19 protein-coding genes are annotated in these 22,967 nt (G+C 63.7%); 7 read left to right on the top strand and 12 right to left on the bottom strand.

The window, feature by feature from the left end:
* Positions 1-175 precede the first annotated feature (175 nt).
* The gene (gene hexR / locus ACQKPS_RS09290) at positions 176-1,039 is read left to right on the top strand and encodes a DNA-binding transcriptional regulator HexR (protein ID WP_176510233.1); all 864 of its coding nucleotides are present in this window, start codon (positions 176-178) and stop codon (positions 1,037-1,039) included.
* Here hexR and ACQKPS_RS09285 read toward each other — a convergent pair.
* From ACQKPS_RS09285 to edd, 11 genes are all read right to left on the bottom strand, one after another.
* On the bottom strand, positions 1,032-1,886 hold the full coding sequence (locus ACQKPS_RS09285; RefSeq protein WP_427603730.1) for a D-hexose-6-phosphate mutarotase: 855 nt from the start codon (positions 1,884-1,886) through the stop codon (positions 1,032-1,034). The genes hexR and ACQKPS_RS09285 overlap by 8 nt on opposite strands.
* A 117-nt stretch (positions 1,887-2,003) precedes the next feature.
* Entirely contained in the window at positions 2,004-3,347 is a 1,344-nt protein-coding gene (locus tag ACQKPS_RS09280; RefSeq protein WP_254483447.1) for a carbohydrate porin, read from the bottom strand.
* A 41-nt stretch (positions 3,348-3,388) separates the two neighbouring features.
* Positions 3,389-4,543, bottom strand: a complete 1,155-nt coding sequence (locus ACQKPS_RS09275; protein ID WP_254483446.1) for an ABC transporter ATP-binding protein — start codon at positions 4,541-4,543, stop codon at positions 3,389-3,391.
* Positions 4,544-4,546: 3 nt separating this feature from the next.
* Positions 4,547-5,392 (bottom strand): carbohydrate ABC transporter permease, encoded by an 846-nt coding sequence (locus ACQKPS_RS09270; RefSeq protein ID WP_254483445.1) that lies wholly within the window; start codon positions 5,390-5,392, stop codon positions 4,547-4,549.
* Entirely contained in the window at positions 5,385-6,293 is a 909-nt protein-coding gene (locus ACQKPS_RS09265) for a carbohydrate ABC transporter permease (protein ID WP_085673494.1), read from the bottom strand. Before ACQKPS_RS09265 ends, ACQKPS_RS09270 begins: the two co-directional genes overlap by 8 nt.
* 130 nt (positions 6,294-6,423) lie before the next feature.
* On the bottom strand, positions 6,424-7,710 hold the full coding sequence (locus ACQKPS_RS09260) for an ABC transporter substrate-binding protein (protein ID WP_427603726.1): 1,287 nt from the start codon (positions 7,708-7,710) through the stop codon (positions 6,424-6,426).
* A gap of 104 nt (positions 7,711-7,814) precedes the next feature.
* Positions 7,815-9,065 carry an AGE family epimerase/isomerase gene (locus ACQKPS_RS09255; protein WP_313201381.1) on the bottom strand — a complete coding sequence of 417 codons (1,251 nt, stop codon included), beginning with the start codon at positions 9,063-9,065 and terminating at the stop codon, positions 7,815-7,817.
* A 101-nt stretch (positions 9,066-9,166) separates the two neighbouring features.
* Positions 9,167-10,621, bottom strand: coding sequence for an ATP-binding protein (locus ACQKPS_RS09250; protein ID WP_254483440.1), 1,455 nt, complete (start codon positions 10,619-10,621; stop codon positions 9,167-9,169).
* On the bottom strand, positions 10,602-11,327 hold the full coding sequence (gene gltR / locus ACQKPS_RS09245; RefSeq protein WP_254483438.1) for a two-component system response regulator GltR: 726 nt from the start codon (positions 11,325-11,327) through the stop codon (positions 10,602-10,604). Before gltR ends, ACQKPS_RS09250 begins: the two co-directional genes overlap by 20 nt.
* A 68-nt stretch (positions 11,328-11,395) precedes the next feature.
* Positions 11,396-12,355: a glucokinase gene (locus ACQKPS_RS09240; RefSeq protein WP_254483436.1), complete on the bottom strand. Its 960-nt coding sequence runs from the start codon at positions 12,353-12,355 to the stop codon at positions 11,396-11,398.
* Complete coding sequence (edd, locus tag ACQKPS_RS09235; RefSeq protein ID WP_313201378.1) at positions 12,352-14,178, bottom strand: phosphogluconate dehydratase; 1,827 nt, start codon at positions 14,176-14,178, stop codon at positions 12,352-12,354. Before edd ends, ACQKPS_RS09240 begins: the two co-directional genes overlap by 4 nt.
* A 265-nt stretch (positions 14,179-14,443) precedes the next feature.
* Between edd and gap the strand changes: the two genes are divergently transcribed.
* The 6 genes from gap (at position 14,444) to ACQKPS_RS09205 (ending at position 21,146) form a co-directional block, all read left to right on the top strand.
* Positions 14,444-15,445 (top strand): type I glyceraldehyde-3-phosphate dehydrogenase, encoded by a 1,002-nt coding sequence (gap, locus tag ACQKPS_RS09230; protein WP_427603722.1) that lies wholly within the window; start codon positions 14,444-14,446, stop codon positions 15,443-15,445.
* A 226-nt stretch (positions 15,446-15,671) separates the two neighbouring features.
* The gene (locus tag ACQKPS_RS09225; RefSeq protein ID WP_254483432.1) at positions 15,672-16,184 is read left to right on the top strand and encodes an RNA polymerase sigma factor; all 513 of its coding nucleotides are present in this window, start codon (positions 15,672-15,674) and stop codon (positions 16,182-16,184) included.
* A 90-nt stretch (positions 16,185-16,274) separates the two neighbouring features.
* Positions 16,275-17,237 carry a FecR family protein gene (locus ACQKPS_RS09220; RefSeq protein WP_427603719.1) on the top strand — a complete coding sequence of 321 codons (963 nt, stop codon included), beginning with the start codon at positions 16,275-16,277 and terminating at the stop codon, positions 17,235-17,237.
* 126 nt (positions 17,238-17,363) lie between these two features.
* Positions 17,364-19,949: a TonB-dependent receptor gene (locus ACQKPS_RS09215; protein WP_427603718.1), complete on the top strand. Its 2,586-nt coding sequence runs from the start codon at positions 17,364-17,366 to the stop codon at positions 19,947-19,949.
* Positions 19,950-20,085: 136 nt separating this feature from the next.
* Positions 20,086-20,679, top strand: a complete 594-nt coding sequence (locus tag ACQKPS_RS09210) for a biliverdin-producing heme oxygenase (RefSeq protein WP_427603716.1) — start codon at positions 20,086-20,088, stop codon at positions 20,677-20,679.
* A 53-nt stretch (positions 20,680-20,732) separates the two neighbouring features.
* A complete protein-coding gene (locus tag ACQKPS_RS09205) occupies positions 20,733-21,146 on the top strand; it encodes a YbaN family protein (RefSeq protein ID WP_254483428.1) in 414 nt (137 codons plus the stop codon).
* Here the strand turns inward: ACQKPS_RS09205 and arcD are convergent.
* The gene (gene arcD, locus ACQKPS_RS09200) at positions 21,126-22,553 is read right to left on the bottom strand and encodes an arginine-ornithine antiporter (RefSeq protein ID WP_283725477.1); all 1,428 of its coding nucleotides are present in this window, start codon (positions 22,551-22,553) and stop codon (positions 21,126-21,128) included. The genes ACQKPS_RS09205 and arcD overlap by 21 nt on opposite strands.
* Positions 22,554-22,967 lie beyond the last annotated feature (414 nt).

Genomic DNA, 22,967 nt, shown 5'->3' with positions numbered 1-22,967 from the left:
CGCTTTCACACACGGTTTTCAAGGAATAATGTAGTAAAAACCACAACATTACACATCAACATTACAGACAAGTGGTACGTCAATCGCGCCGACAGTACGATAGACGACCGTGCAAAAAGCCTGCTGCTCCCACAGCCGGCTGTCTTCCCGACCCAAGGACACACCCATGGACCGCGTGCGAAACCTCCTGGAACAGATCCAGGGACGCCTCGACGAGCTGAACAAGGCCGAACGCAAAGTCGCCGAAGTCATCCTGCTCAATCCCCAACAAGCCACCCGCTTCAGCATCGCCGCGCTGGCCCAGGCGGCCAAGGTCAGCGAACCGACCGTCAACCGCTTCTGCCGTTCGTTCGGCGTCAGCGGCTACCCGGAGCTCAAGCTGCAACTGGCGCAGAGCCTGGCCAGCGGTGCAGCTTACGTGAGCCGCGCAGTGGAAGCCGACGATGACCCGGCAGCCTACACCCAGAAGATCTTCGGCAGTGCCATCGCCTCGCTTGACAGCGCCTGCCAGCAACTGGACCCGCAACAGGTCAGCCGTGCCGTGGACATGATGATCCAGGCCCGGCAGATCCACTTCTTCGGCCTCGGCGCCTCGGCACCGGTGGCGCTCGATGCCCAGCACAAATTCTTCCGCTTCAACCTCGCGGTATCGGCCCATGCCGATGTACTGATGCAACGCATGCTGGCCTCGGTGGCACACACCGGCGATCTGTTCGTCATCATCTCCTACACCGGGCGCACCCGCGAACTGGTCGATGTGGCACGCCTGGCCCGGGAAAACGGCGCCTCGGTGCTCGGCCTGACGGCTGCCGGCTCGCCGCTGGCCCAGGCCTGCAGCCTTAGCCTGCACATTCCGTTGCCGGAGGACACCGACATCTACATGCCGATGACCTCGCGGATCATCCAGCTGACCGTGCTCGATGTGCTGGCCACCGGCATGACCCTGCGCCGCGGCGTGGACTTCCAGCCGCATCTGCGCAAGATCAAGGAAAGCCTCAACGCCAGCCGCTACCCGATCGAGGACGACGAACTCAACTGAGCCGGTGCGCCTGCAACCGCAGGTGTGCACTCTGCCCCGGTGCCAGGCTCAGGCCCTCACCACTGCCGCTGGCCGCCTCGACACAGACGAAGCCCTGGCACTCACGACCGCTGACGCCCATCAGCGGCCGATTGCCTGGGTGCCAGACCACGGTGTCGTCGCTGTCACCCGTGTCAATGCACAGCTCACGCTCCCAAGCCGGGTCCTGCAACTGCACCCGTGGCGTGCCTGGGTAAACCTTCTGGCAGCCACCCTTGAGCTTGAGCGCACCGTCTTCACGGCAGGCCTGGCGACTCAGGCGGTCATAGCCTTCGATATCCTCAAGCCCGGACAGCGCTATCTCGGAAACGTCACTGATGCGCCAATAGGCCAGCAGCGCATGGCTCAGTTGGCAAGGTTCGCTGTCCTGGTGCTCGGTGCTCAGGCTCAGTTCCATGCGGCTGCCAAGCCTGGCGTGCAGGTCTACTTGCCAATCGCACAGGTCCAGCCGCCACTTCAGGCTGACGCCCTCATCGTCTTCGCGGCTGTCCACCAGTTTCCAGTCCAGCAAACGCGCCCAGCCATGGGCAGGCCACAGGTCTTCACTGGGGTGACGGCCATACCAGGGCCAGCACACCGGTACTCCTCCGCGAATCGCCCCCACCTGTGGCCATTGCTCGGCGCACCACAGCCAGGGCCGCTCCCCGGTTGGCTGGAAATGCAGCAGTTGCGCGCCCTGGCGGCTGAACACCGCCTGGCAACGGGGATGGTCGATGATCAGCACATCGCGCTGCTGGTAACGCTCCCACCCGAATGTCGGCCGGGGCCGCTGCGAGGAAAAGAAGCGATGTAGCGGATGTTCGGGCATGGTTCCAAGCTCTTGTTTTTTGAGATAGCGCTGTCTCGGCCTGTTCCCGACAACCACTGCAAGCCAGTGGGTGCCGGGAGCCGAAATTGGATTGGCGTAAATTTACAACAAGTGTGCTTAGAAAGACGACTGAATCTTCAAACCTGCGACCAGCGCGTTGTCCACTTCGTCCACACCGCCCGGGCTCTTGATGTACTGCAGGTTGGGCCGTACGGTCAGCCAGTTGGTGACATGGAAGCCGTAGTAGAGCTCGGCGTTGTACTCGGTGCGCTGCAGCGGCACGAAGCCTGGGTTGTCGTAGTCATCGATACCGCTCTGGGTGTTGAGCAGTTCGGCGCGCTTCTTGACGTCGTCATTTACATGGATGCGCGCCACGCCGAAACCGATATCGTCCTTGGGCCGGGCGTCGAAGGCACCTTTGTAGACCAGGCCGACCTGCTGGTAGTTGTCGACCACGTTGGTGGCCTTGTCATGCACGGTGAAGTTGGCGAACAGGCTCAGGCCACGGTTGATGTCGCCGCCATGGGCGGTGACCTGCTGCTGCGCCACTACCCACCAGCCGTGCTTGCTCGAGTGCGACTTGAAGGCCTCGCCGGTGACCGCCTGCGGGTTGCCGTTGAGGTCCTCGAACACGTCGTCGGCCTTGGCCGTGCTGTAGTAATAACCCAGGCGGTACTCGCCCGGCAGGCCATTGACCTTGGGTGACCAGACCATTTCCACCGGCAGGATCGCGCCTTTCGTGCCGCTGCCGCTGAGCTTGAAGCCGTTGCCGGTCTCCAGGTTGGACGGGTTCTGTTCGAAGGCACCGACCTGAACGAAAAATTCCGGGGTGATGTTGTACTTCACCCGCAGCGCCCACTGGCTGACTGGCCAGTTGTACCAGATACCACCGACCCAGTTGCCCACCTGCGAGCCACAGAAGGCCAGGTTCTGGAAGTCGCAAGGGAAGCTGTTGAAGTCCTCACCTTCACCGAAGCGGCCGACTTTCACGTCCAGCGCGCCGTCGAAGTACTTCTGCTTGACCCACATCTGTGTCAGCCGCCAGGTCTGGCCACGGCCCCACACTTCCTGCACCGAGCTGAACTGCCCGGCACGCGGGTCGCTGATGCGGTCATTGGACAGGTTGCGACCACTGCGCTCAGTGATCGCCAGCTTGAACTCGGCATCATGCCAGCCGAGGATCTTCTGCAGGTCCAGGTGCGCGCCAAGGGCGAACTGGTCGCTGTAGCGTGCGGTCTTGTCGTCGTTGTAGCCGCCGTGCAGGTTGCCGGCCACCTCGCCCACATAATCGAGGGTGAAGTCGTAGCCCTTGTCCAGCAGCTCGGTGCGGGTGCCGCCCCAGTCGCCGGTCATCCATTTCGACTCGCTGGAAAATGCTTCGGCAGCCTGCACCCCGCTGCTGCCAACCACGGCGAGCAGGGCCAGGGAGCCCAAGGTCCTGATGCGATTGCGCTGTTCCATCCCTTTGCGTCCTCTTTTTTCTTATTGATGGTGTAGACGAGTTAGCGGCCCTTGAAGTGAGCCACGTTGTCCTTTATGGCGGTATTGCTGCTGGCCAGGTGCAGACGTTCGCCGCTGTCGGCGTCGAACAGCAGCACCCGCGCCGGGTCGAACTGCAGGTTCAGGCTGTCGCCTACCCGGCAGGCAATGTCCGGCGCCAGGCGACAACAGACCTTGGTCTGGTTGAAGGTAACGAACACCAGCAGGTCCGGCCCGGTGGGCTCGGTCACCTGCACTTCGGCGCGGATTCCCGGTAGGCCATTGCCCTCGTTTGCGCCCAAGGCGATCTGTTCGGGGCGAATGCCGAGGATGATCTCGCGACCGTCCAAATCATCACTGGCCGGCCCCAACGGCAATTCGCAGCGTGCCTGGCCGCTGTCGAGCACCGCCAACAGGCGCCCGTCCTGTTTGGTCAGGCGTACCGGAATGAAGTTCATCGGCGGCGAACCGATGAAGCTGGCGACGAACTGGTTGGCCGGGTCGTTGTAGATTTGCTGTGGCGTCCCGAACTGCTGGATGATGCCGTCCTTCATCACCGCCACCTTGTCCCCCAGGGTCATGGCCTCGATCTGGTCGTGGGTCACATACACCGTGGTGGTCTTGAGGCGCTGGTGCATCAGCTTCATTTCAGTGCGCATCTCGACCCGCAGCTTGGCATCGAGGTTGGACAGCGGTTCGTCGAACAGGTAGATCTTCGGTCGCCGCGCCAGCGCACGGCCCATGGCCACACGCTGTTGCTGGCCACCGGACAGCTGCGCCGGCTTGCGCGCCAGCAGGTGCTCGATCTGCAGCAACTTGGCCACCCGCGCCACCTCCTCATCGATGGCGGCCTGCGGCATCTTGCGAATCTTCAGGCCGAATTCGATGTTCTCGCGCACGCTCATGGTCGGGTACAGCGCGTAGGACTGGAACACCATGGCGATGTCACGATCCTTGGGGCTCATGCCGCTGACGTCCTGTTCGTCGATGAGGATTGCACCACCGCTGATGCTCTCCAGGCCGGCAATGCAGTTCATCAAGGTCGACTTGCCGCAGCCGGAGGGGCCGACCAGGATCAGGAACTCACCGTCCTTGATCGACAGCTGGATATCCTTGAGCGTGTCTGGCAGGCCGCTGCCGTAGGTCTTGTTCACATTGCGAAGTTCAAGCGTTGCCATGACTTACCCCTTGACCGCGCCGGCGGTGAGCCCGCGGACGAAATATTTGCCTGCCACCACGTAGACCAGCAGGGTTGGCAAGCCAGCGATCATCGCCGCCGCCATGTCGACGTTGTATTCCTTGGCCCCGGTGCTGGTGTTGACCAGGTTGTTCAGGGCCACGGTGATCGGTTGCGAGTCGCCGCTGGAGAACACCACGCCGAACAGGAAGTCGTTCCAGATCTGGGTGAACTGCCAGATCAGGCAGACCATGATGATCGGCGTCGACATCGGCAGGATGATGCGGCGGAAGATGGTGAAGAAGCCGGCGCCATCCAGGCGCGCAGCCTTGACCAGCGCATCGGGAATGCTCACGTAGAAATTGCGGAAGAACAGGGTGGTGAAAGCCAGGCCGTAGACCACGTGCACCAGCACCAGGCCGGTGGTAGTACTGGCCAGGCCCAGCTTGCCGAGGGTGAACGAGGCCGGCAGTAGCACGGTCTGGAACGGCAGGAAGCAGCCAAACAGCAGCAGGCCGAAGAACAGCTGCGAGCCGCGAAAGCGCCACATCGACAGCACATAGCCATTCAGCGCGCCGATGGTGGTGGATATCAGTACCGCCGGGACGGTGATCATGATCGAGTTCCAGAAGTAGCCACTGACCGTACCCCAGGCCTTGACCCAGCCGATACCGGTGATCACGGCGGGCCAGCTCAGCAAGTTGCCGGTGCTGATGTCTTCGGGCGATTTGAAGCTGGTGAGCAGCATCACCACCAACGGCACCAGGTACAACAGCACGGCGATCAGCAGCACCGCATGGATCGCGACGCGGCTCAGGCTGAGCGCCGGTTTTTCCGAAAGACTACGCATGGCGCTTGCTCCGCAGTTCCGAGTACAGGTACGGCACGAGGATCGCCAGGATCGCCCCAAGCATCAGGATGGCACTGGCCGAACCCATGCCCATCTGGCCGCGGCTGAAGGTGAAGGAGTACATGAACATCGCCGGCAGGTCGGAGGAGTAACCCGGGCCACCGGCCGTCATGGCTGCCACCAGGTCGAAGCTCTTGATGGCAATGTGCGCCAGGATCATCAGCGAGCTGAAGAACACCGGGCGCAGGCTCGGCAGCACCACGGTCCAGTAGATGCGCGGCAGGCTGGCACCGTCGATCTGTGCGGCGCGAATGATCGACTGGTCGACCCCGCGCAGGCCGGCGAGGAACATCGCCATGATGAAGCCCGAGGCCTGCCACACGGCGGCGATCACCAGGCAGTACACCACCCGGTCAGGGTCGATCAGCCAGTCCAGGCGAAAGCCCTCCCAGCCCCAGTCACGCAGCAGCTTGTCCAGGCCCATGCCGGGGTTGAGCAGCCACTTCCAGGCGGTGCCGGTGACGATCATCGACAGCGCCATGGGGTACAGGTAGATGGTGCGGATGAAGCCTTCGCGGCGGATACGCTGGTCCAGCAGCACGGCCAGCAGCACGCCGATGGCCAGGCTGATTGCAATGAACAGGCCGCCGAACAGCATCAGGTTCTTGCTCGCCACCCACCAACGGTCGTTGTCGAACAGCCGGGCGTACTGCGCCAGGCCCGCCCACTTGTAGGTCGGCAGGAAGGTCGAAGTGGTGAAGGACAGGACGAAGGTCCAGAGGATGTAGCCGTAGAAGCCCACCAGAACGATGAACATGCTGGGGGCCAGCACCAGTTTCGGTAGCCAGCGCTGCAGCGCGTCCAGGGGGGAGGCCCGCAGTTGTGCGGTTGCTGTTGTCATGTTGTGGATCTCGAGGTAAAGGCGGTGCGTTGCACCGCTTCGCGGGCAGGCCCGCTCCCACAGGGTGCCTGCTCACACAGGCCCCGGGCAGAAGCCGAACCTGTGGGAGCGGGCTTGCCCGCGAATGGCTTTACTTGGCCGCCTTGATCGCCGCCGCCAGCTTCTTCGCCGCATCGGCCGGGTCGGCCTTGGGGTCGTTGATGTAGTTGGTCACCACATCGAAGAATGCGCCCTGCACGGCCAGCGTGGTGGCCATGTTGTGCGCCATGCTCGGCTGCAGGCCGCCGGTCTTGGCGTCGGCCAGGAAGTCCTTGGCGGACGTCTGGGCGCAGGCGTCGAAGCCATGCTTGCCCATGTCGGCGAGCATGTCGTTACGCACCGGGATCGAGCCCTTGTTGATGCTGAAGACCTTCTGGAAGTTCTCGCCCAGGACCTGCTTGGCGATGTCCTGCTGACCGGCAGCAGTGCCCTTGTCGTTCTGCTTGAACACCACCAGCGAATCGATGTTGTAGAGGAATGCCTTGTCAGTCCCGGGGAACGGCACGCACTGGTAATCCTCGCCGGCCGTTTTCTTGGCCAGGGTCCACTCGCTCTTGGCCCAGTCGCCCATGATCTGCATGCCGGCCTTGCCGTTGATGACCTTGGCCGCTTCCAGGTTCCAGTCCTGGCCCTTGCCGTCAGGGTCCATGTAGGTGGCGACCTTCTTCAGCTCGGTGAGCGCCTTGACCATCTCGGGGCCGGTCAGCGCCGAAGCGTCCAGGTCGACCAGGGCCTTCTTGTAGCCCTCTGGCCCCATGACCGCCAGCACCACGCTCTCGAACACGGTGCTGTCCTGCCATGGCTGACCGCCATGGGCGAGCGGGATGAAACCGGCAGCCTTGAGCTTGTCGGCAGCGGCGTAGAATTCTTCGAGGGTGGTCGGCGCCTTGTCGATGCCGGCCTTCTTGAACACCTCAGGGTTGATCCACAGCCAGTTGATGCGGTGGATATTGACCGGCACGGCCACATAGTCGCCTTCGTACTTCACGGTATCGGCAACCTTCTTGTCGAGCAGCGCGTCCCACTGTTCTGCCTTGGCGACATCCTTGAGAACGTCAGCATCCAGCAGCCCGGTAGCGGCCCAGTCCTGGATGTCCGGCCCCTTGATCTGCGCGACGCCAGGCGGGTTGCCCGCCACTGCGCGGCTTTTGAGCACGGTCATGGCCGTGGCGCCACCGCCACCGGCAACGGCGCCATCCTTCCAGGTGAAGCCATCCTTCTCGACCTGGGCCCTGAGCACATCCACAGCGGCTTTTTCACCGCCGGAGGTCCACCAGTGCACCACTTCGACACTGCCTTTGGAGTCGGCGGCGGAGGCACTGAGCGGCAGGAGCGAGGCGAGGGAAATCGCGGCGGCGAGGCGGAGAGTCGAATTCATCGGAGTACCTTTCTTGTTGTTATGCCGGGCAAGTCGGTCGCTTGCATTGCATGGAGTCTAATCAGCGCGCCCGCCTCGTCAGGTAACGAAGCGATGCGCGAATGTCATCGTTTGGTTACATAACGCGAAATGGCTGTCGCCAGGCTGGGGGCCAATGGCAAACCTGGCAGCAGAACTGCCTGATAAGCGTGATAGAGGTCCGGCTTGCCCGTCCAGATGGTCGCGGCTGGCCGGTTTTCCGTGTCGAGTTGGTGATGCCAGCTGCCGCCGACCCGGTCGATGAAATGGCTGTCGATGAAGTCCCAGAAGCAACGGTACCAACGCTCATACTGCGCTTCGCCGGTACGCCGCAGCAGCGCTGCCGCACTGGCGCAGGCCTCGGCATGCACCCAGTGCAGGCGTTCGCGCACCACCGGACGATTGTCCCAGTCCAGGGTGTAGACGATGCCTTTGCCGCCATCGACGTTCCAGGCGTCGCGGCAGGCGCTGTCGAACAGACCACGGGCACAATCCAGCAGCCATTGCGGTACGTGCAAGCCAGCCAGTTCGCGAGCTGCTTCCAGATGCAGCAGCAGCCGTGCCCATTCGAAGGCATGGCCAGGCGTGGTGCCAAACGGCCGGAAGTGATCGGCGGGATCATCGCGATTGTAGTGCGGCAGCGGTTGCCAGTCGGCGTCGAAATGCTCGATCACGCGATAGCCGTTGGCAGCGGCGTGGGTGTGGATGATGCGTTCGGCGATCCGCAGGGCGCGATCGAGCCACAGCGTATCGCCGGTGACATCGGCCAGGGCCAGGAACGCCTCGGTGGCGTGCATGTTGCTGTTGGCGCCGCGATAGCCTTCCGCCTGCTGCCAGTCGCTGGAGAACGACTCACGCAGGGCGCCCTGCTCCTCACTCCAGAACCGCGCTTCGAGGGTATGGATGGCATCCACCAGCAAGCCCTGGCCCCCCACGGCGCCAGCGACCACTGCAGAGCTCGCGGCCAGCGCGACGAAGGCATGCAGGTAGGCAGCCTTGGTGCTGTCGCCCTGCCCTGGCGGGTGTGCGAACCAGCCGCCGTGGCGGCTGTCGTGCAAGGTACCCCGCAGGGCATTGACGCCATGCTCGACCAACGGCAGGCAGCCGGGCACACCTTGAAGATGGGCCAGGGCGAAGCTGTGGGTCATACGGGTGGTCTGCAGGGTTTCGCTGCCGGCCGCGGGCGGCAGGCGGCCCTGTGTATCGAGGCAACCGAAGCCGTCTGGCAGCCGCGAAGCCCTGGCGAACGCCAGCAGGCGCTGCCCTTCTGCCTGCAGCCAGGCGGCATGTACGGTGGAACCCAGCCAACTGCCAGGGGCCAGATCGGGGGTGATCATGGGGTAGCGCGTTCCTTGCGTGTGGTCGGTGAAGTCTAGCCAGCCGTCCTGGCCGGGATGTCACGAAGAGGGGCGGTTATGTCACCAGCTTGTGACATCAGTCAATCCACACCTCTTGGTAGATAGAGCGTTACCCGCAAGCCACCCTCGCGCAGGTTGAGCAGGCTCACCTCGCCGCCGTGGCTGTGGGCGATATTGCGCGCGATACCCAGGCCCAGCCCATAACCCTGCTGCTTGCCGGCCAGGCGAAAATGCGGCTCGAACACCTGTTCCATCTGCTGCTGCGGCACGCCAGGGCCCTGGTCATCCACCTGCAGGACGAAACCCTCGGCGCTGTCGATGATGCGCAGGCGTGCCCGCTCGCCATACTTGATGGCATTGTCGATCAGGTTGCCGATACAGCGGCGCAGGGCCAGCGGCTTGCCTGGGTACGGCAACACGGCTCGCCCTTCGAGGGTGATCCTGCCGTCACCCAGGTACGGCTCGGCGAGCATCTCCAGCACCTGATTGAGGTCGATCGGCTCGATGTTCTCGTGGATGTCGGTGTCTTTCACACACTGCAGCGCCCCTTTGACCAGCAGTTCCAGCTCGTCGAGGTCCTGGCTGAACTTGGCCTGCAGGCGCTCGTCCTCGAGCAGCTCCACTCGCAGGCGTAACCGCGTGATCGGTGTGCGCAAGTCGTGGGAAATGGCGCTGAACAACTGGGAACGCTCGGTCAGGTAACGGCTGATACGCTCGCGCATGCTGTTGAACGCCCGCCCCACTTCGACCACCTCGCTGCCACCGCCCTCGGCTACCGGCGCCACATCGGCGCCCAAGGACAACTCACGTGCAGCACGCGCCAGGCGCTTGAGCGGCCAGCTCTGCCAGTGCACCAGCAAACCGATGAACAGCAGCAGCAAGGCGGTGGTCAGGACGATGAAGCCGATCTGCTGACGCGGCAGGCGTTCGGTTTCGAGGCTGGTATAGGGCTCGGGCAGCAAGGAGGCGATGTACAGCCATTCACCCTGGCCCAGGCGGATCTGGGTCACCAGCACCGGCGGGTTGAGCGGCTCCAGGGTCAGCGAATAATGTGCCCATGAACGCGGCAGTTCATCGAGCTTCAGGCCGCTGTTGAAGATGCGCAGGTCATCAGGGGCGACGAACTCGACAGAAATCTCCATCTGCTCGCCGAGGCGTTCGTGCAGTACTTGCCGGAACACGTCGATCACCACCTGCTTGCGCGGCGTGATGGGCAACACCGGCATGTCCAGCGGCTTGTCGTTGAGCGAAACGAAAAAACGCGTCCCACCCATGCTGCGCAGTTGATCGAGCACCATGGGCCGATAGGCCACCGGCAGCGAGCGGAAGTAGCTGACGCTGGCACTCATGGAATGGGCCAGGCTCGAGGCACTGGCGCGCAGGCCCTGCAACTGGCTGGCGCGCAGCTGGGCGACCCAGATCAGGCTCGACAGGCCCTGAGCCAACAGCACCACGAGCAGGGTCAGCAGCAGCATGCGCCCCAGCAGCGAGCGCGGCAGCAAGCGCCAGCGCCGCTCAGGAAGCGCAGCAGACATGAGCCGCCAGCAGGTAACCGCTGCCACGCACGGTACGGATCAGCCGCGGCGGTTTGCCGGTGTCGCGCAGGCGCTGGCGCAGGCGGCTGACGGCCATGTCGACGATGCGGTCCAGTGGCATCGGCTCACGGCCTCGCGTGGCGTTGCCGATGGTGTCGCGGTCCAGAATCTGCTGCGGATGATCGAGAAACAGCTTGAGCAGGGCGAAGTCGGCCCCGGACAGCATCACCTCTTCACCATCGCGGTGGAACAAGCGGTGGCTGATCGTATCCAGGCGCCAGTCATCGAAGGCCAGCACGGCACTGGCTGGCGCCGCCAGGCCGAACTCGCTGCGGCGCAACAGGGCCTTGATACGCGCCTGCAGTTCACGGGGGCTGAACGGTTTGCCCAGGTAATCATCGGCGCCCAGTTCCAGGCCAATGACGCGGTCGGCTTCGTCGGAGCTGGCGGTCAGCATGATGATCGGTACCCGCGACTGGCGCGGGTGTTGACGCACCCAGCGGCACAGGCTGAAGCCGTCTTCGTCGGGCAGCATGACATCGAGGATCACCAGGTCGCAGGGGGTGTTTTCCAATGCGCGGCGAAAACCCTGGCCATCGGCTTCGGCGTGGACCTGGAAGCCGGCGCGGCTCAGGTAGGTTTGCAGCAGTTCACGAATTTCCTGATCGTCATCGACCATCAGGATTGATTTTCCGGCAGTGCTCAAGGTATCCCGCCCTCATGGTTGTCGCAGGTCTTCTCGCCTGCTGTCGCGGTGCAGCCCGATCGAGAGTATCAGTGATCCAGTGTTTGCTGCAGGGCTACCCCGGCACCGATCAGGCCGGAAAACTCGGCTGTCACCAGCCACACCGGCACACCGGCGAAGTAGCCACTCATGCAACCCTTGTCGGCAAAGCTGGCGGCAAACCCGCTGCGCAGGAACAGCTCGGCAAATCGCGGTATCACGCCGCCGACAATATAGACCCCGCCACGCGCGCCCAGGGTCAGCACATTGTTACCAGCCACGCGCCCGAGGAACCGGCAGAACTGCTCGATCACCGCCAGCGCCCGTGGTTCGCCGCTCAACGCAGCATCGGTGATCTGCGCCGGGGATGTGTGTCGGGGCGTGTCGCCGTCCAGCGCGCACATGGCCTGATACAACCGCACCAGGCCACCGCCGCTGAGTACGGTCTCGGCGCTGACGTGGCCGATCTGGCTGTGTATCTGCTGATGGATCGCCGCCTCCCGGGCATTGCCCACCGGCAGGTCGACATGCCCGCCCTCACCCGGCAGCGCTTGCCAGTGCTGCTCGCCCAGGCGCAACAGGCTGCCGACGCCAAGGCCAGTGCCCGGGCCAATCACCAGCGCCGGCCGCAGCGGGTCCGCCCGGCCTGCGCAGACCTCACGGTACTCACCGGGTTGCAGGCGGGTCATGCCCAACGCCTGGGCCGAAAAATCGTTGATCAGCAGCAGCCGCTCGACCTGCAACGTCTGGCAAAACGCCTTGTGGCTGAGCCGCCAATGGTTGTTGGTGAAGCGGAATTCATCACCATCGACCGGCCCGGCCACCGCCAGGCACACCGCTGCCAGGCCGCCACGGGCGATGCCGTGGCTTTCCAGGTAAGCTTCGATGGCCTGCTCCGGGCTGGTGTAGTCGGCCGCGGCGAAGACCTTCACCTGGCACAGCTGGTTGTCACGCCACAACGCAAAACGGGCATTGGTGCCACCGATGTCGCCAACCAGCAGGTCCTTCATTTGAGGTTCTCCAAGGCCGAGGTGAAGGCACTTGCGCCCTGCTCTGCCGGGCTGAACGCCATGCGCATGAAGCCGAACAGCTCACGGCCGCAGCCCAGGTCGTTGCCCTGGGGCGCGGGCGGCAGGTCACGGCTGGCCAGTTCTTCTGCCGACACCATCACCCGCAGCGTGCCTTCGACGCCATCGACCCGCACGATATCACCTTCTTGCACGCGTGCCAGCGGGCCACCATCGAACGCTTCGGGGCAGACGTGGATGGCCGCCGGGATCTTGCCCGAGGCCCCCGACATGCGCCCGTCGGTCACCAGCGCGACCTTGTAACCACGATCCTGCAGCACGCCAAGGAACGGCGTCAGCTTGTGCAGCTCGGGCATGCCGTTGCAACGCGGGCCCTGGAAGCGCACCACGGCAACGAAATCGCACTCCAGTTCACCGGCCTTGAAGGCATCGGCCAGCGACTGCTGGTCATGGAACACTCGCGCCGGTGCTTCGACTACCCGATGCTCAGGCGCCACTGCCGAGACCTTCATCACGCCACGGCCGAGGTTGCCTTCCATCACCCGCAGGCCACCTTCGGCCGAGAATGGCCGCGCCACCGGGCGCAGGATGCTCTCGTCCAGGCTCTGCTGCGGCCCTTCGCGCCATACCAGCTTGCCGTCGTCGAGGAACGGTTCCTGGGTGTAGCGGCGCAGACCATGGCCAGCCACGGTGTTGACGTCCTCGTGCAGCAGGCCGGCATCGAGCAGCTCGCGAATCAGGAAGGCCATGCCGCCAGCGGCCTGGAAGTGGTTGATGTCGGCCTTGCCGTTGGGGTAGACGTGGGACAGGGTCGGCACCACCTCGGAAAGGTCGGCCATGTCCTGCCAGGTCAGCTGGATGCCGGCCGCCTGGGCGATTGCCGGTATGTGCAGAGTGTGGTTGGTCGAGCCACCCGTGGCGTGAAGGGCCACGATGGCGTTGACCAATGCCTTCTCGTCGACGATCTCGCCCAGTGGCATGAAGCTGCCGCTGGCCTTGGTCATGCGCGTGACCTGTTGCGCCGCTTCGGCGGTGAGGGCATCACGCAGCGGTGTGTACGGGTTGACGAACGAGGCGCCGGGCAGGTGCAGGCCCATGACCTCCATCACCAGTTGGTTGGTGTTGGCGGTGCCATAGAAGGTACAGGTGCCGGGGCTGTGGTAGGACTTCATTTCCGACTCCAGCAGCTCCTCGCGGCTGGCCTTGCCTTCGGCATAGCGCTGGCGCACGTCGGCCTTCTCTTTGTTGGAAATACCGGAGACCATCGGCCCGCCCGGGACGAAGATGGTGGGCAAGTGGCCGAAGCGCAGCGCGCCCATCATCAGGCCAGGGACGATCTTGTCGCAGATGCCGAGCATCAGTGCCGCGTCGAACATGTTGTGCGACAGCGCTACCGCCGTGGACATGGCGATGACTTCGCGGCTGGCGATCGCCAGTTCCATACCCGGCTCGCCCTGGGTCACGCCATCGCACATGGCCGGCACGCCGCCGGCGAACTGGCCGACCGAGCCGACCTCGCGCAGGGCCTGCTTGATCTGATCAGGGAAATGCAGATACGGCTGGTGCGCCGAGAGCATGTCGTTGTAGGACGAGACGATGGCGACGTTGGCCGCATTCATCAACCGCAGGGTCTGCTTGTCCTCGGCACCGCAGCCGGCCACGCCATGGGCGAAGTTGGCGCATTGCAGGCTGGCACGCATGGGCCCGTCACTGGCCGCGCCACGAATCAGCTGCAAGTAGCGTTCGCGGGTGGCACGGCTGCGTTCGATCAGCCGCTGGGTGACCTCAAGGATGCGCGGATGCATGTACTGGACTCCAGGCTAATTGTAAGGGCGGTTTACCGGGCGTTTCCCCTCCAAACGATTGCGGCCTAGGCTCAGGGCAGAGGGGCTCGCGATATCGGGGGAGGCACTGCGCACAACCACTCGTTGTATGTTTAAACAAAATACTGCCATCAAAAGGGCTTGTTTTCTATCGCCCAGTGAATAATCTTGTAATTCCAACAACAAAACCGTTTCAGTGAAGCTCCTTTTTGCCACAGGTTTCACTCGGACCGCCAGAGGTACTGCCATGACCCTACGTATCGCCATCAACGGATTCGGCCGCATCGGGCGCAACATCCTGCGCGCACTGTATACCCAAGGCTACCGCCAGGACCTGCAGGTCGTCGCCATCAACGACCTGGGTGACAGCGCGATGAACGCCCACCTGCTCAAATATGACAGCGTACACGGCACATTCGATGCGCAGGTCGAGGCCGACCATGAAAGCCTGACGGTCAATGGTGACCGTATCGCGGTCAGTGCCATCCGCAACCCGGCCGAACTGCCCTGGAAGGCCGAAGCGATTGACGTGGTGTTCGAGTGCACCGGGCTGTTCACCGACCGCGCCAAGGCCGCCGCACACCTGGCTGCGGGCGCCGGCAAGGTGATCGTCTCGGCGCCGGGCAAGGGCGTCGATGCCACCGTGGTCTATGGGGTCAACCACGATATCCTGCGGGCTTCGCACCAGGTCATCTCCAACGCCTCGTGCACCACCAACTGCCTGGCGCCGATCGCCCAGGTGCTGCACCGCGAGTTCGGCATCGAACAGGGGCTGATGACCACCATTCACGCCTACACCAACGATCAGGTGTTGACCGACGTCTATCACAGCGACCCCTACCGTGCCCGTTCGGCCACCCAGTCGATGATCCCGAGCAAGACCGGCGCCGCCGAGGCCGTGGGCCTGGTGCTGCCGGAGCTGGCCGGCAAGCTCACCGGCATGGCCGTGCGGGTACCGGTGATCAATGTGTCGCTGGTCGACCTGACCGTAAACCTCAAGCGCGAAGCCACCGTCGAACAGGTCAACCAACTGTTCCTTGAAGCCAGCCGGCACTCCAAGGTGCTCGGCTACAACGCGCTACCGCTGGTGTCGTGCGACTTCAACCATAACCCGCTGTCGTCGATCTTCGATGCCAACCATACCCGGGCCAACGGGCGGATGCTCAAGGTGCTGGCCTGGTATGACAACGAGTGGGGGTTCTCCAACCGCATGCTGGATAACTGTCTGGCGTTGGCTAGTGCGCGCTAGTGCACCATCGAGAAGGTGACGCGATCAGTATGGGAGCGGGCTTGCCCGCGAACACGGGCGGAGCCCGTGCCATCCACCGCGTCGCCTGCTTCGCGGGCAAGCCCGCTCCCACAGGGACCGCGCAAGCGCCGATGACAATCTTTACCTTTTCCTAACATTTCCAAGCTTGACCTGACCGGCAGATGATAAGCATTATCATTTCACCTTTCGTCGGCCAGGTCCCCCCGTGAGTCAGTCCCGGTTCAATTCCGTCTTCCTCGTCCAGCGTCTTTCCCTGCTGCGCACCCTGCAGCGCATGGTGGGCAACCACAGCACCGCCGAGGACCTGCTGCAGGAAACCTACCTGCGGGTATCCCGTGCCTTGGGCGAGCGCCCGATCGAACATCTCGAGCCCTTTGTGTTCCAGACCGCCCGCAACCTAGCGCTGGACCACCTGCGCACGCGGCGGGTGCGGTCGCGCATGCTGGTCGACGATGTGCCCGACGAGGTGCTGCACAATGTCGCGTCTGCGCACGGCAGCAGCGAAGACGCCGCACACGCCGAACAACTGCTCAAGCACCTGAGCGTCAGCCTCAACCAACTGACTGAGCGCCAGCAGCGCATCTTCATCCTCAGCCGCCTGCACGGCGCCAGCTACCTGGAGATCGCCGAGCAACTGCACGTCTCGGCCAGCACCGTTCAGAAGGAACTGAAACTGATCATGGCGATCTGCATGGGCGTGGCCGACAGGCTCAAATGAGCCGACCGCAGGCGTGCAGAATAGGGCGTAATCCTTGCCATGCTTCGCCCCAGCCTTGATCATTCGCCAAAATTGCTGCAAGGACCCACCGTGACCGACAGCCCCGTCACTCGCCCGTCAGCTACCGGGCCCGACGCCCGCGCCCGTGCGCTGGACGAGGCGCTGGACTGGCTCGTGCGCCTGCAATGCGCCAGCGAGGCCGACACCCTCGCCTTCGAACAATGGCTCAGCGCAGCCCCGGAAAACGCCGAAGCCTACGTCGAGGCCGAAGCCTTGTGGAACGGCACCCCGCTGCGCCAGGCCGCCCTGCACCTGCACCAGCATCAACGCCGCTCGCTGCGCGGGCGCCTGCGTGCGCACTGGAAGCCACTGGCGACCGCCGCCGTGCTGCTGGTCGGGCTGTTGACGTTCGGCAACCTGCCGATGCGCCTGCAGGCGGACCACCTGACCGTGGTCGGTGAGCGCCAGCGCCTGGAGCTGGGGGGCGGCGCCAAGGTTCTGCTCAACACCAATTCCGCCTTCGCCAGTGACCAGCAGGGCGGCCGCCAGGTCGCACGCCTGCTGCAAGGCGAAGCGTACTTCCAGGTACCCGGTGGCGCCCGGCTGCCGCTGGAAGTGCAGGCGGGGCCCGTGCGCGCGCAAGTGCGCGACACTGATTTCGCCGTGCGCTACCTGGACGGCGAGGCTCAGGTTCGCGTGCAACGCGGCGACGTCGACCTGCAAGCCGCCAGCGACCAGCGCATTCGCCTCAGTGCCGGCGACAGCATCAGTGTCGGCCCGCACGGTTTCGGCCAGCGCCAGCGCCCGGACATGCACAAGGACCTGGCCTGGGTCGACGGCCGCCTGGTGTTCGAGAACTGCCCGCTGAGCCAGGTGCTGGCGGAAGTGCGGCGCTATTACCCCGGCTGGATCATCAACCGTAACGACCAGCTCGGCGACATGGCGGTGACCGGCAACTACCGCCTCGACCAGCCGCTGGAAACGCTGCGTGCCCTGGCCCACATCACCTCGGCGCAGCTGCACGAATTCCCCGCCGTCGTGATCATCAACTGACTGACAAAGTTTTTTTACGCGATCGCGCAACCCCGCCCGTCTCGTTATAGCCAATGCAACTGATTCTTGTTTGAAAACGAGAACGGTCATCACCTATAGCAGTTCGCGCGTCAGGGAGCGCTTTCGATGTTCACAGGTCCATCTCGCCCGTCCACACTTCCTCGCCGTACCGGTCAGCTGTCGCTGCTGACCCTGGCGCTGCTCGCCAGCGGTGCCTGCAGCCTGCCGGCGCTGGCCGCCGAACCGGCCCAGGCCAGCAGCCCTCGCATGGGCAATTACCGCTTCAGCATCGCCCAGCAGCCTCTGGTCGAAGCGATCAATGCCTTCAGCAAGGTCACCGGCTGGCAGGTTGGCTTCAGCGCCGAACTGGCCGACGGCGTGGCATCGCCGGGCGTTCAGGGAGCGCTGCCAGCGGAGGCCGCACTCAAGCGCCTGCTCCAGGGTACGGGCCTGAGCTTCCGTAAGATCAGCAACGGTAACGTGGTGCTCGAACGCCAGACGGCGGGCAACATCATCGCCCTGCAGCAGATGACCGTCAGCGCCACCCGTAACGCCCAGGACGTGAGCCAGGTACCGAGCACCGTGACCGTGCAGACCCGCGAGCAACTGGACCGGCAGAACGTCAACAACATCCAGGAACTGGTGCGCTACGAGCCGGGTGTGTCAGTGGGGGGTACCGGCCAGCGCAGTGGCCTGAACGGCTACAACATCCGCGGCATCGACGGCGAGCGCGTGCTCACCCAGGTAGACGGCGTGTCGATCCCCGACAGCTTCTTCTACGGCCCCTACGCCCAGACCCAGCGCAATTATGTCGACCCCGAGATCGTCAAGCGCGTGGAAATCCTTCGCGGCCCGGCTTCCGTGCTGTACGGCAGCAACGCCATCGGCGGCGCGGTGAGCTACTTCACCCTCGACCCGGACGACATCATCAAGCCAGGCAAGGATGTCGGCGCGCGCCTCAAGACCGGCTACAGCTCGGCCGATGACAGCTGGCTGACCTCGGCAACGGTGGCAGGCCGCACGGGTGACTTCGACGGCCTGCTGCACCTGAGCCAGCGCAACGGCCACGAGACCGAGTCTTACGGTAGCCACGGCGGCACGGGCCTGTCGCGCACCGAGGCCAACCCGGAAGACGTGCGCACCACCAACGTGCTGGCCAAGCTGGGCTGGAATTACGCCGACGATGCCCGCCTGGGGCTGACCTACGAACGTTACAAGGATGACCGCGACCAGAACATCCTCAGCGCCGTCGGTGGACCGTTCACCAACGGCAGCGGCCTGGGCATGTACCGCAGCCGCAGCGGCAACGACACCGTGACCCGCGAGCGCTTCGGCATCAACCATGAGTTCGGCCTGGAGTCGCTGGTCGCCGACCACGCCAAATGGAGCCTGAACTACCAGGTGGCCAAGACCGACCAGAGCACCGAGGAAGTCTACTTCCCGTTCAGCCGCACCGTGCTGCGCACCCGCGACACCACCTACAAGGACCGCCAATGGGTCTTCGACGCCCAGCTGGACAAGGCTTTCAACATCGGCGCCACTGACCACCTGCTGACCTACGGCACCACCCTCAAGCACGAGAAAGTCACGGGTTCGCGCAGCGGTACCGGCACCTGCCTGGCAGTCGGTGGCACCTGCCGCGCCATCGGCCAGGTCAGCACCAGCGATGCCCAGGTGCTGGTCAGCGATTTCCCTGACCCGACCGTGAACACCTACAGCCTGTTCGTGCAGGATGAAATCCGCTGGAACAACTGGACCTTCATGCCCGGCGCGCGCTACGACTACACGCGCATGGAGCCGAAATTCACCGAGGAATTCCTGCGCGGCATCCAGGGCTCAGGCACCGCCCCGAGCAGCCTCGACGACTCGGACAAGAAGTGGCACCGCGTCTCGCCCAAGTTCGGCCTGACCTACGCCTTCAACGACAACTACACCTGGTATGGCCAGTACGCCGAAGGCTTCCGCACCCCGACAGCCAAGTCGATGTACGGGCGCTTCGATAACCCGACCTTGGGTTACAGCGTGCAGGGCAACCCCGGGCTCGAACCGGAAAAGAGCAAGAGCTACGAAACCGGCCTGCGTGGCAACTTCGACGCCGGCAACTTCGACGTGGCGGTGTTCTACAACAAGTACCGCGACTTCATCGACGAAGACGCCGTGCAGTCGGCCAACCTGGAAACCACGTTCCAGGCCAACAACATCAAGCACGCCACCATCAAGGGCGCCGAGCTCAAGGGCCGCCTGAACCTCGACCACTTCGGTGCGCCGCAGGGCCTGTATACCCAGGGTTCGATCGCCTATGCCCATGGCCGCAACGATGACAACGGCCAGCCACTGAACAGCGTCAACCCGCTGACCGGCGTGTTCGGTCTGGGTTACGAGCAGGCGAACTATGGCAGCCTGCTGAGCTGGACCCTGGTCAAGCGCAAGACCCGGGTCGACGACAGCACATTCTTCGCGCCGGACGGTCAGAGTTCGCAGTTCCGCACCCCAGGCTACGGCGTGCTCGACCTGAGCGGCTTCTACAAAGTGACCGACGACGTCACCATCAACGCCGGGCTGTACAACCTGACCGACAAGAAATACTGGCAATGGGATTCGGTGCGTGGCTACGACGGCCAGGGTGAAGCGGGCGTGACCCAGCCGGCCAACCTCGACCGCCTGACCATGCCGGGGCGCAATTTCGCCGTCAATGTGGTGTGGGATATCTGACCGCAGGTCTGGCCTCTTCGCGGGTTCACCCGCGAAAGGGGCCATCAGAACAGCCACAGAAACCCAGTTTTTTTACTGTCCCCGCCCCGCTGTTTCGTCTTGTCACTAGACGCCCTCATTTACCAAGGACACCCCCATGACTGCCCGCCCAGCCCTGCGCTCGCAACGCCTGAACCAGGCCACCCACGCTCCGCACAGCGAGCTCGACGCCCTGGTCAAGTCCCACGCGCCGTTCGACAGCCGTGAGAGCTTCGCCCGCTTCGTCGTCGCCCAGTACCTGTTCCAGGCCGAACTGCAAGCGCTGTACAACGACCCGCAACTGAACGCCATCGTCCCCGATTTGGCCGAGCGCTGCCGCGCCGAACAGGCTCGCCTGGACCTCGCCGACCTGAACACCGATATCCCGGCCGCCCTACCCGGCGCCCTGCACAATCCAACCCTGGGTGAAGCCATGGGCTGGATCTTCGTCTCGGAAGGCTCCAAACTTGGCGCTGCGTTTCTGATCAAGCGTGCCGCGGCCCTGCAACTGTCCGACAGTTTCGGCGCCCGTCACCTCGGCGAGCCGGCCGGTGGCCGTGCCGAAGGCTGGAAGCAGTTCACCCGCATCCTCGATGACCTGGCGTTGTCGCCGGAGGAAGATGCCGCCGCCGAGCGCGCCGCAGTGGCCGCCTTCGAGCGCTTCACCGAACTGCTCAAGCATGCCTACGCCGCCGATGCCGCACTGGCCTGAGATGCATCAACCGGCCACCTCCCCGGTGGCCGGACGTTTTTTGCAGTGAGACCATGACCCGACCTGCCCGCTCGAAACTGTCCCGCCTGCTGTACGGCATCCTGGCTTACGTAAGCTTGGGGATAGGCCTGGTCGCCATAGTCATCCCCGGCCTGCCGACTACCGAGTTCATCCTGCTGGCTGCCTGGGCGGCGACGCGCAGCTCGCCGCGCCTGTCCGCCTGGCTGGAGAACCATCGCCTGTTCGGGCCGATTCTGTACAACTGGCGCAATGGCAAGGTGATCCAGCGCCGAGCCAAGGTCAGTGCTACCGTCAGCATGCTGCTGTGCGCAGGCCTGATGCTGGTCTTTCTCGATCACCATTGGCCAGTGTTTCTGGCAATTACCGGCATGACCCTCGGCAACCTGTGGATCTGGTCGCGCCCGGAGCAGCCCTGCCCCGCTGCTTCACAGGCTCAACAGCCCTGAATACAGCAGGTAGGCAGCCAGTGCCGCACCTGCCAGCACTGCCGCGAAAATCAGCTTTTCCCAGGCGGTGAACAGCGCCTGCCCTTGCTCGTGCTTGGCCCGGGCAAACAGGATGACCCCTGGGGCGTAGAGCAGTGCCGACAGCAGCAAGTACTTGAGGCCGCCCGCGTACAGCAGCCACACCGCGTAGAGCAGTGCCAGCGCCGCCACCAGCAGGTCCTTGCGCCGCAGCCCTGCCTGCCCCTCATAGCTTTCCCCGCGCCAGGCCAGCAGCACTGCATAGGCGGCCGACCACAGGTAGGGCACCAGAATCATCGACGACGCCAGGTAGATCAGGCTCGTGTAAGTGCCCGCTGAAACCAGCGTGATCAGCAGGAAGCCCTGGATCATGCAGTTGGTCAGCCACAGGGCGTTGGCCGGGACGTGGTTGGCGTTTTCCTTGGCCAGGAAGCGCGGCATGGTCTTGTCGCGTGCTGTGGCATAGAGGATCTCGGCACACAACAGTGCCCACGAGAGCAACGCCCCCAGCAACGACACGGCCAGGCCAAGGCTGATCAACAGGCCGCCCCAGGGGCCGACGATATGCTCCAGCACCGAGGCCAACGACGGATTCTGCAACCCGGCCAGCTCCGGCTGGGTCATCACGCCCAGCGACAGCACGTTGACCAGCACCAGCAGCGCCAGCACGCCGAGAAAGCCGATCACCGTGGCCTTGCCGACGTCGGAACGGCGCTGAGCCCGCCCGGAATACACACTGGCCCCTTCGATACCGATGAACACGAACACCGTGACCAGCATCATGTTGCGCACCTGGTCGAGCACATTGCCGAACTGTGGATTGCTCACGCCCCAGATATCACGGGTGAAGATGTCTGCGCGGAAAGCAAAGGCGGCAATGACCACGAAGATCAGCAGCGGCACCACCTTGGCCACGGTGGTCACCTGGTTGATGAACGCCGCTTCCTTGATGCCCCGCAGCACCAAAAAATGCACCGCCCACAACAACAATGAAGCGCAGCCGATGGCAATCGGCGTGTTGCCTTCTCCAAACACCGGAAAGTAGAAGCCCAGGGTACTGAACAGCAGCACGAAGTAGCCGACGTTGCCCAGCCAGGCGCTGATCCAGTAACCCCAGGCCGAGGAGAACCCCATGTACTCGCCAAAACCGGCCTTGGCGTAGGCGTAGACCCCCGAGTCCAGTTCGGGCTTGCGGTTGGCCAGGGTCTGGAACACGAACGCCAGCGCCAGCATGCCCACCGCAGTGATCGCCCAGCCGATCAGCACGGCTCCAACGTCGGCGCGTGCTGCCATGTTCTGCGGCAGCGAGAAGATCCCGCCGCCGATCATCGAGCCGACCACCAGTGCGATCAGTGCACCCAGACGCAGCTTTTGTCCCGGTTCGCTCATGTGGCTCCCTTTTTTCCGAGCTGTCATGCGTTTGCAACAGACATGGGCGCCATATAAACACGGTTACTTATATGGCTAAAACCCTTACGCCTATAGCACTCATAACCACAATGTCTATCAACGTAGCCCTTAAAAACTAGCACCTGCCAAGCAACTAGCAAAGCATCTGATAAAACTCGATATTTTTGTGAAAAATTTGCGAAAGCGCTAAAAGCGGCTAGCTTCAAAAATCGCAGGCTAAACAGAGCGTTTGCTCTAGTCGTACATGGAGGTGCCAGTTCGCAAGGCCTGCAGCATGGCTATCGGCACTTCCAGGAGCCGCGCGAAGGAAATTTCCTACCCTCGCGTAGCCAAGAACTGACGCAAGTCAGGTCGTGGCCCCGGCGTCGGATTTATTCTGTCGTCAACTTTCTC

This window comes from Pseudomonas sp. NPDC086566 (genome assembly GCF_050280885.1).
Lineage (GTDB): Bacteria > Pseudomonadota > Gammaproteobacteria > Pseudomonadales > Pseudomonadaceae > Aquipseudomonas > Aquipseudomonas vlassakiae.
The sequence above is the reverse complement of the archived record's forward strand: the minus strand, read 5'-3'. Positions and strand labels throughout refer to the sequence as shown.

Bases quoted from the DNA above. Each gene is read 5' to 3' on its own strand.
- ACQKPS_RS09285 (WP_427603730.1), bottom strand. From the start codon at position 1,886: ATGCCCGAACATCCGCTACATCGCTTCTTTTCCTCGCAGCGGCCCCGG.
- ACQKPS_RS09280 (WP_254483447.1), bottom strand. From the start codon at position 3,347: ATGGAACAGCGCAATCGCATCAGGACCTTGGGCTCCCTGGCCCTGCTC.
- ACQKPS_RS09275 (WP_254483446.1), bottom strand. From the start codon at position 4,543: ATGGCAACGCTTGAACTTCGCAATGTGAACAAGACCTACGGCAGCGGC.
- ACQKPS_RS09270 (WP_254483445.1), bottom strand. From the start codon at position 5,392: ATGCGTAGTCTTTCGGAAAAACCGGCGCTCAGCCTGAGCCGCGTCGCG.
- ACQKPS_RS09265 (WP_085673494.1), bottom strand. From the start codon at position 6,293: ATGACAACAGCAACCGCACAACTGCGGGCCTCCCCCCTGGACGCGCTG.
- ACQKPS_RS09260 (WP_427603726.1), bottom strand. From the start codon at position 7,710: ATGAATTCGACTCTCCGCCTCGCCGCCGCGATTTCCCTCGCCTCGCTC.
- ACQKPS_RS09255 (WP_313201381.1), bottom strand. From the start codon at position 9,065: ATGATCACCCCCGATCTGGCCCCTGGCAGTTGGCTGGGTTCCACCGTA.
- ACQKPS_RS09250 (WP_254483440.1), bottom strand. From the start codon at position 10,621: ATGTCTGCTGCGCTTCCTGAGCGGCGCTGGCGCTTGCTGCCGCGCTCG.
- ACQKPS_RS09240 (WP_254483436.1), bottom strand. From the start codon at position 12,355: ATGAAGGACCTGCTGGTTGGCGACATCGGTGGCACCAATGCCCGTTTT.
- edd (WP_313201378.1), bottom strand. From the start codon at position 14,178: ATGCATCCGCGCATCCTTGAGGTCACCCAGCGGCTGATCGAACGCAGC.
- gap (WP_427603722.1), top strand. From the start codon at position 14,444: ATGACCCTACGTATCGCCATCAACGGATTCGGCCGCATCGGGCGCAAC.
- ACQKPS_RS09215 (WP_427603718.1), top strand. From the start codon at position 17,364: ATGTTCACAGGTCCATCTCGCCCGTCCACACTTCCTCGCCGTACCGGT.
- ACQKPS_RS09210 (WP_427603716.1), top strand. From the start codon at position 20,086: ATGACTGCCCGCCCAGCCCTGCGCTCGCAACGCCTGAACCAGGCCACC.
- ACQKPS_RS09205 (WP_254483428.1), top strand. From the start codon at position 20,733: ATGACCCGACCTGCCCGCTCGAAACTGTCCCGCCTGCTGTACGGCATC.
- arcD (WP_283725477.1), bottom strand. From the start codon at position 22,553: ATGAGCGAACCGGGACAAAAGCTGCGTCTGGGTGCACTGATCGCACTG.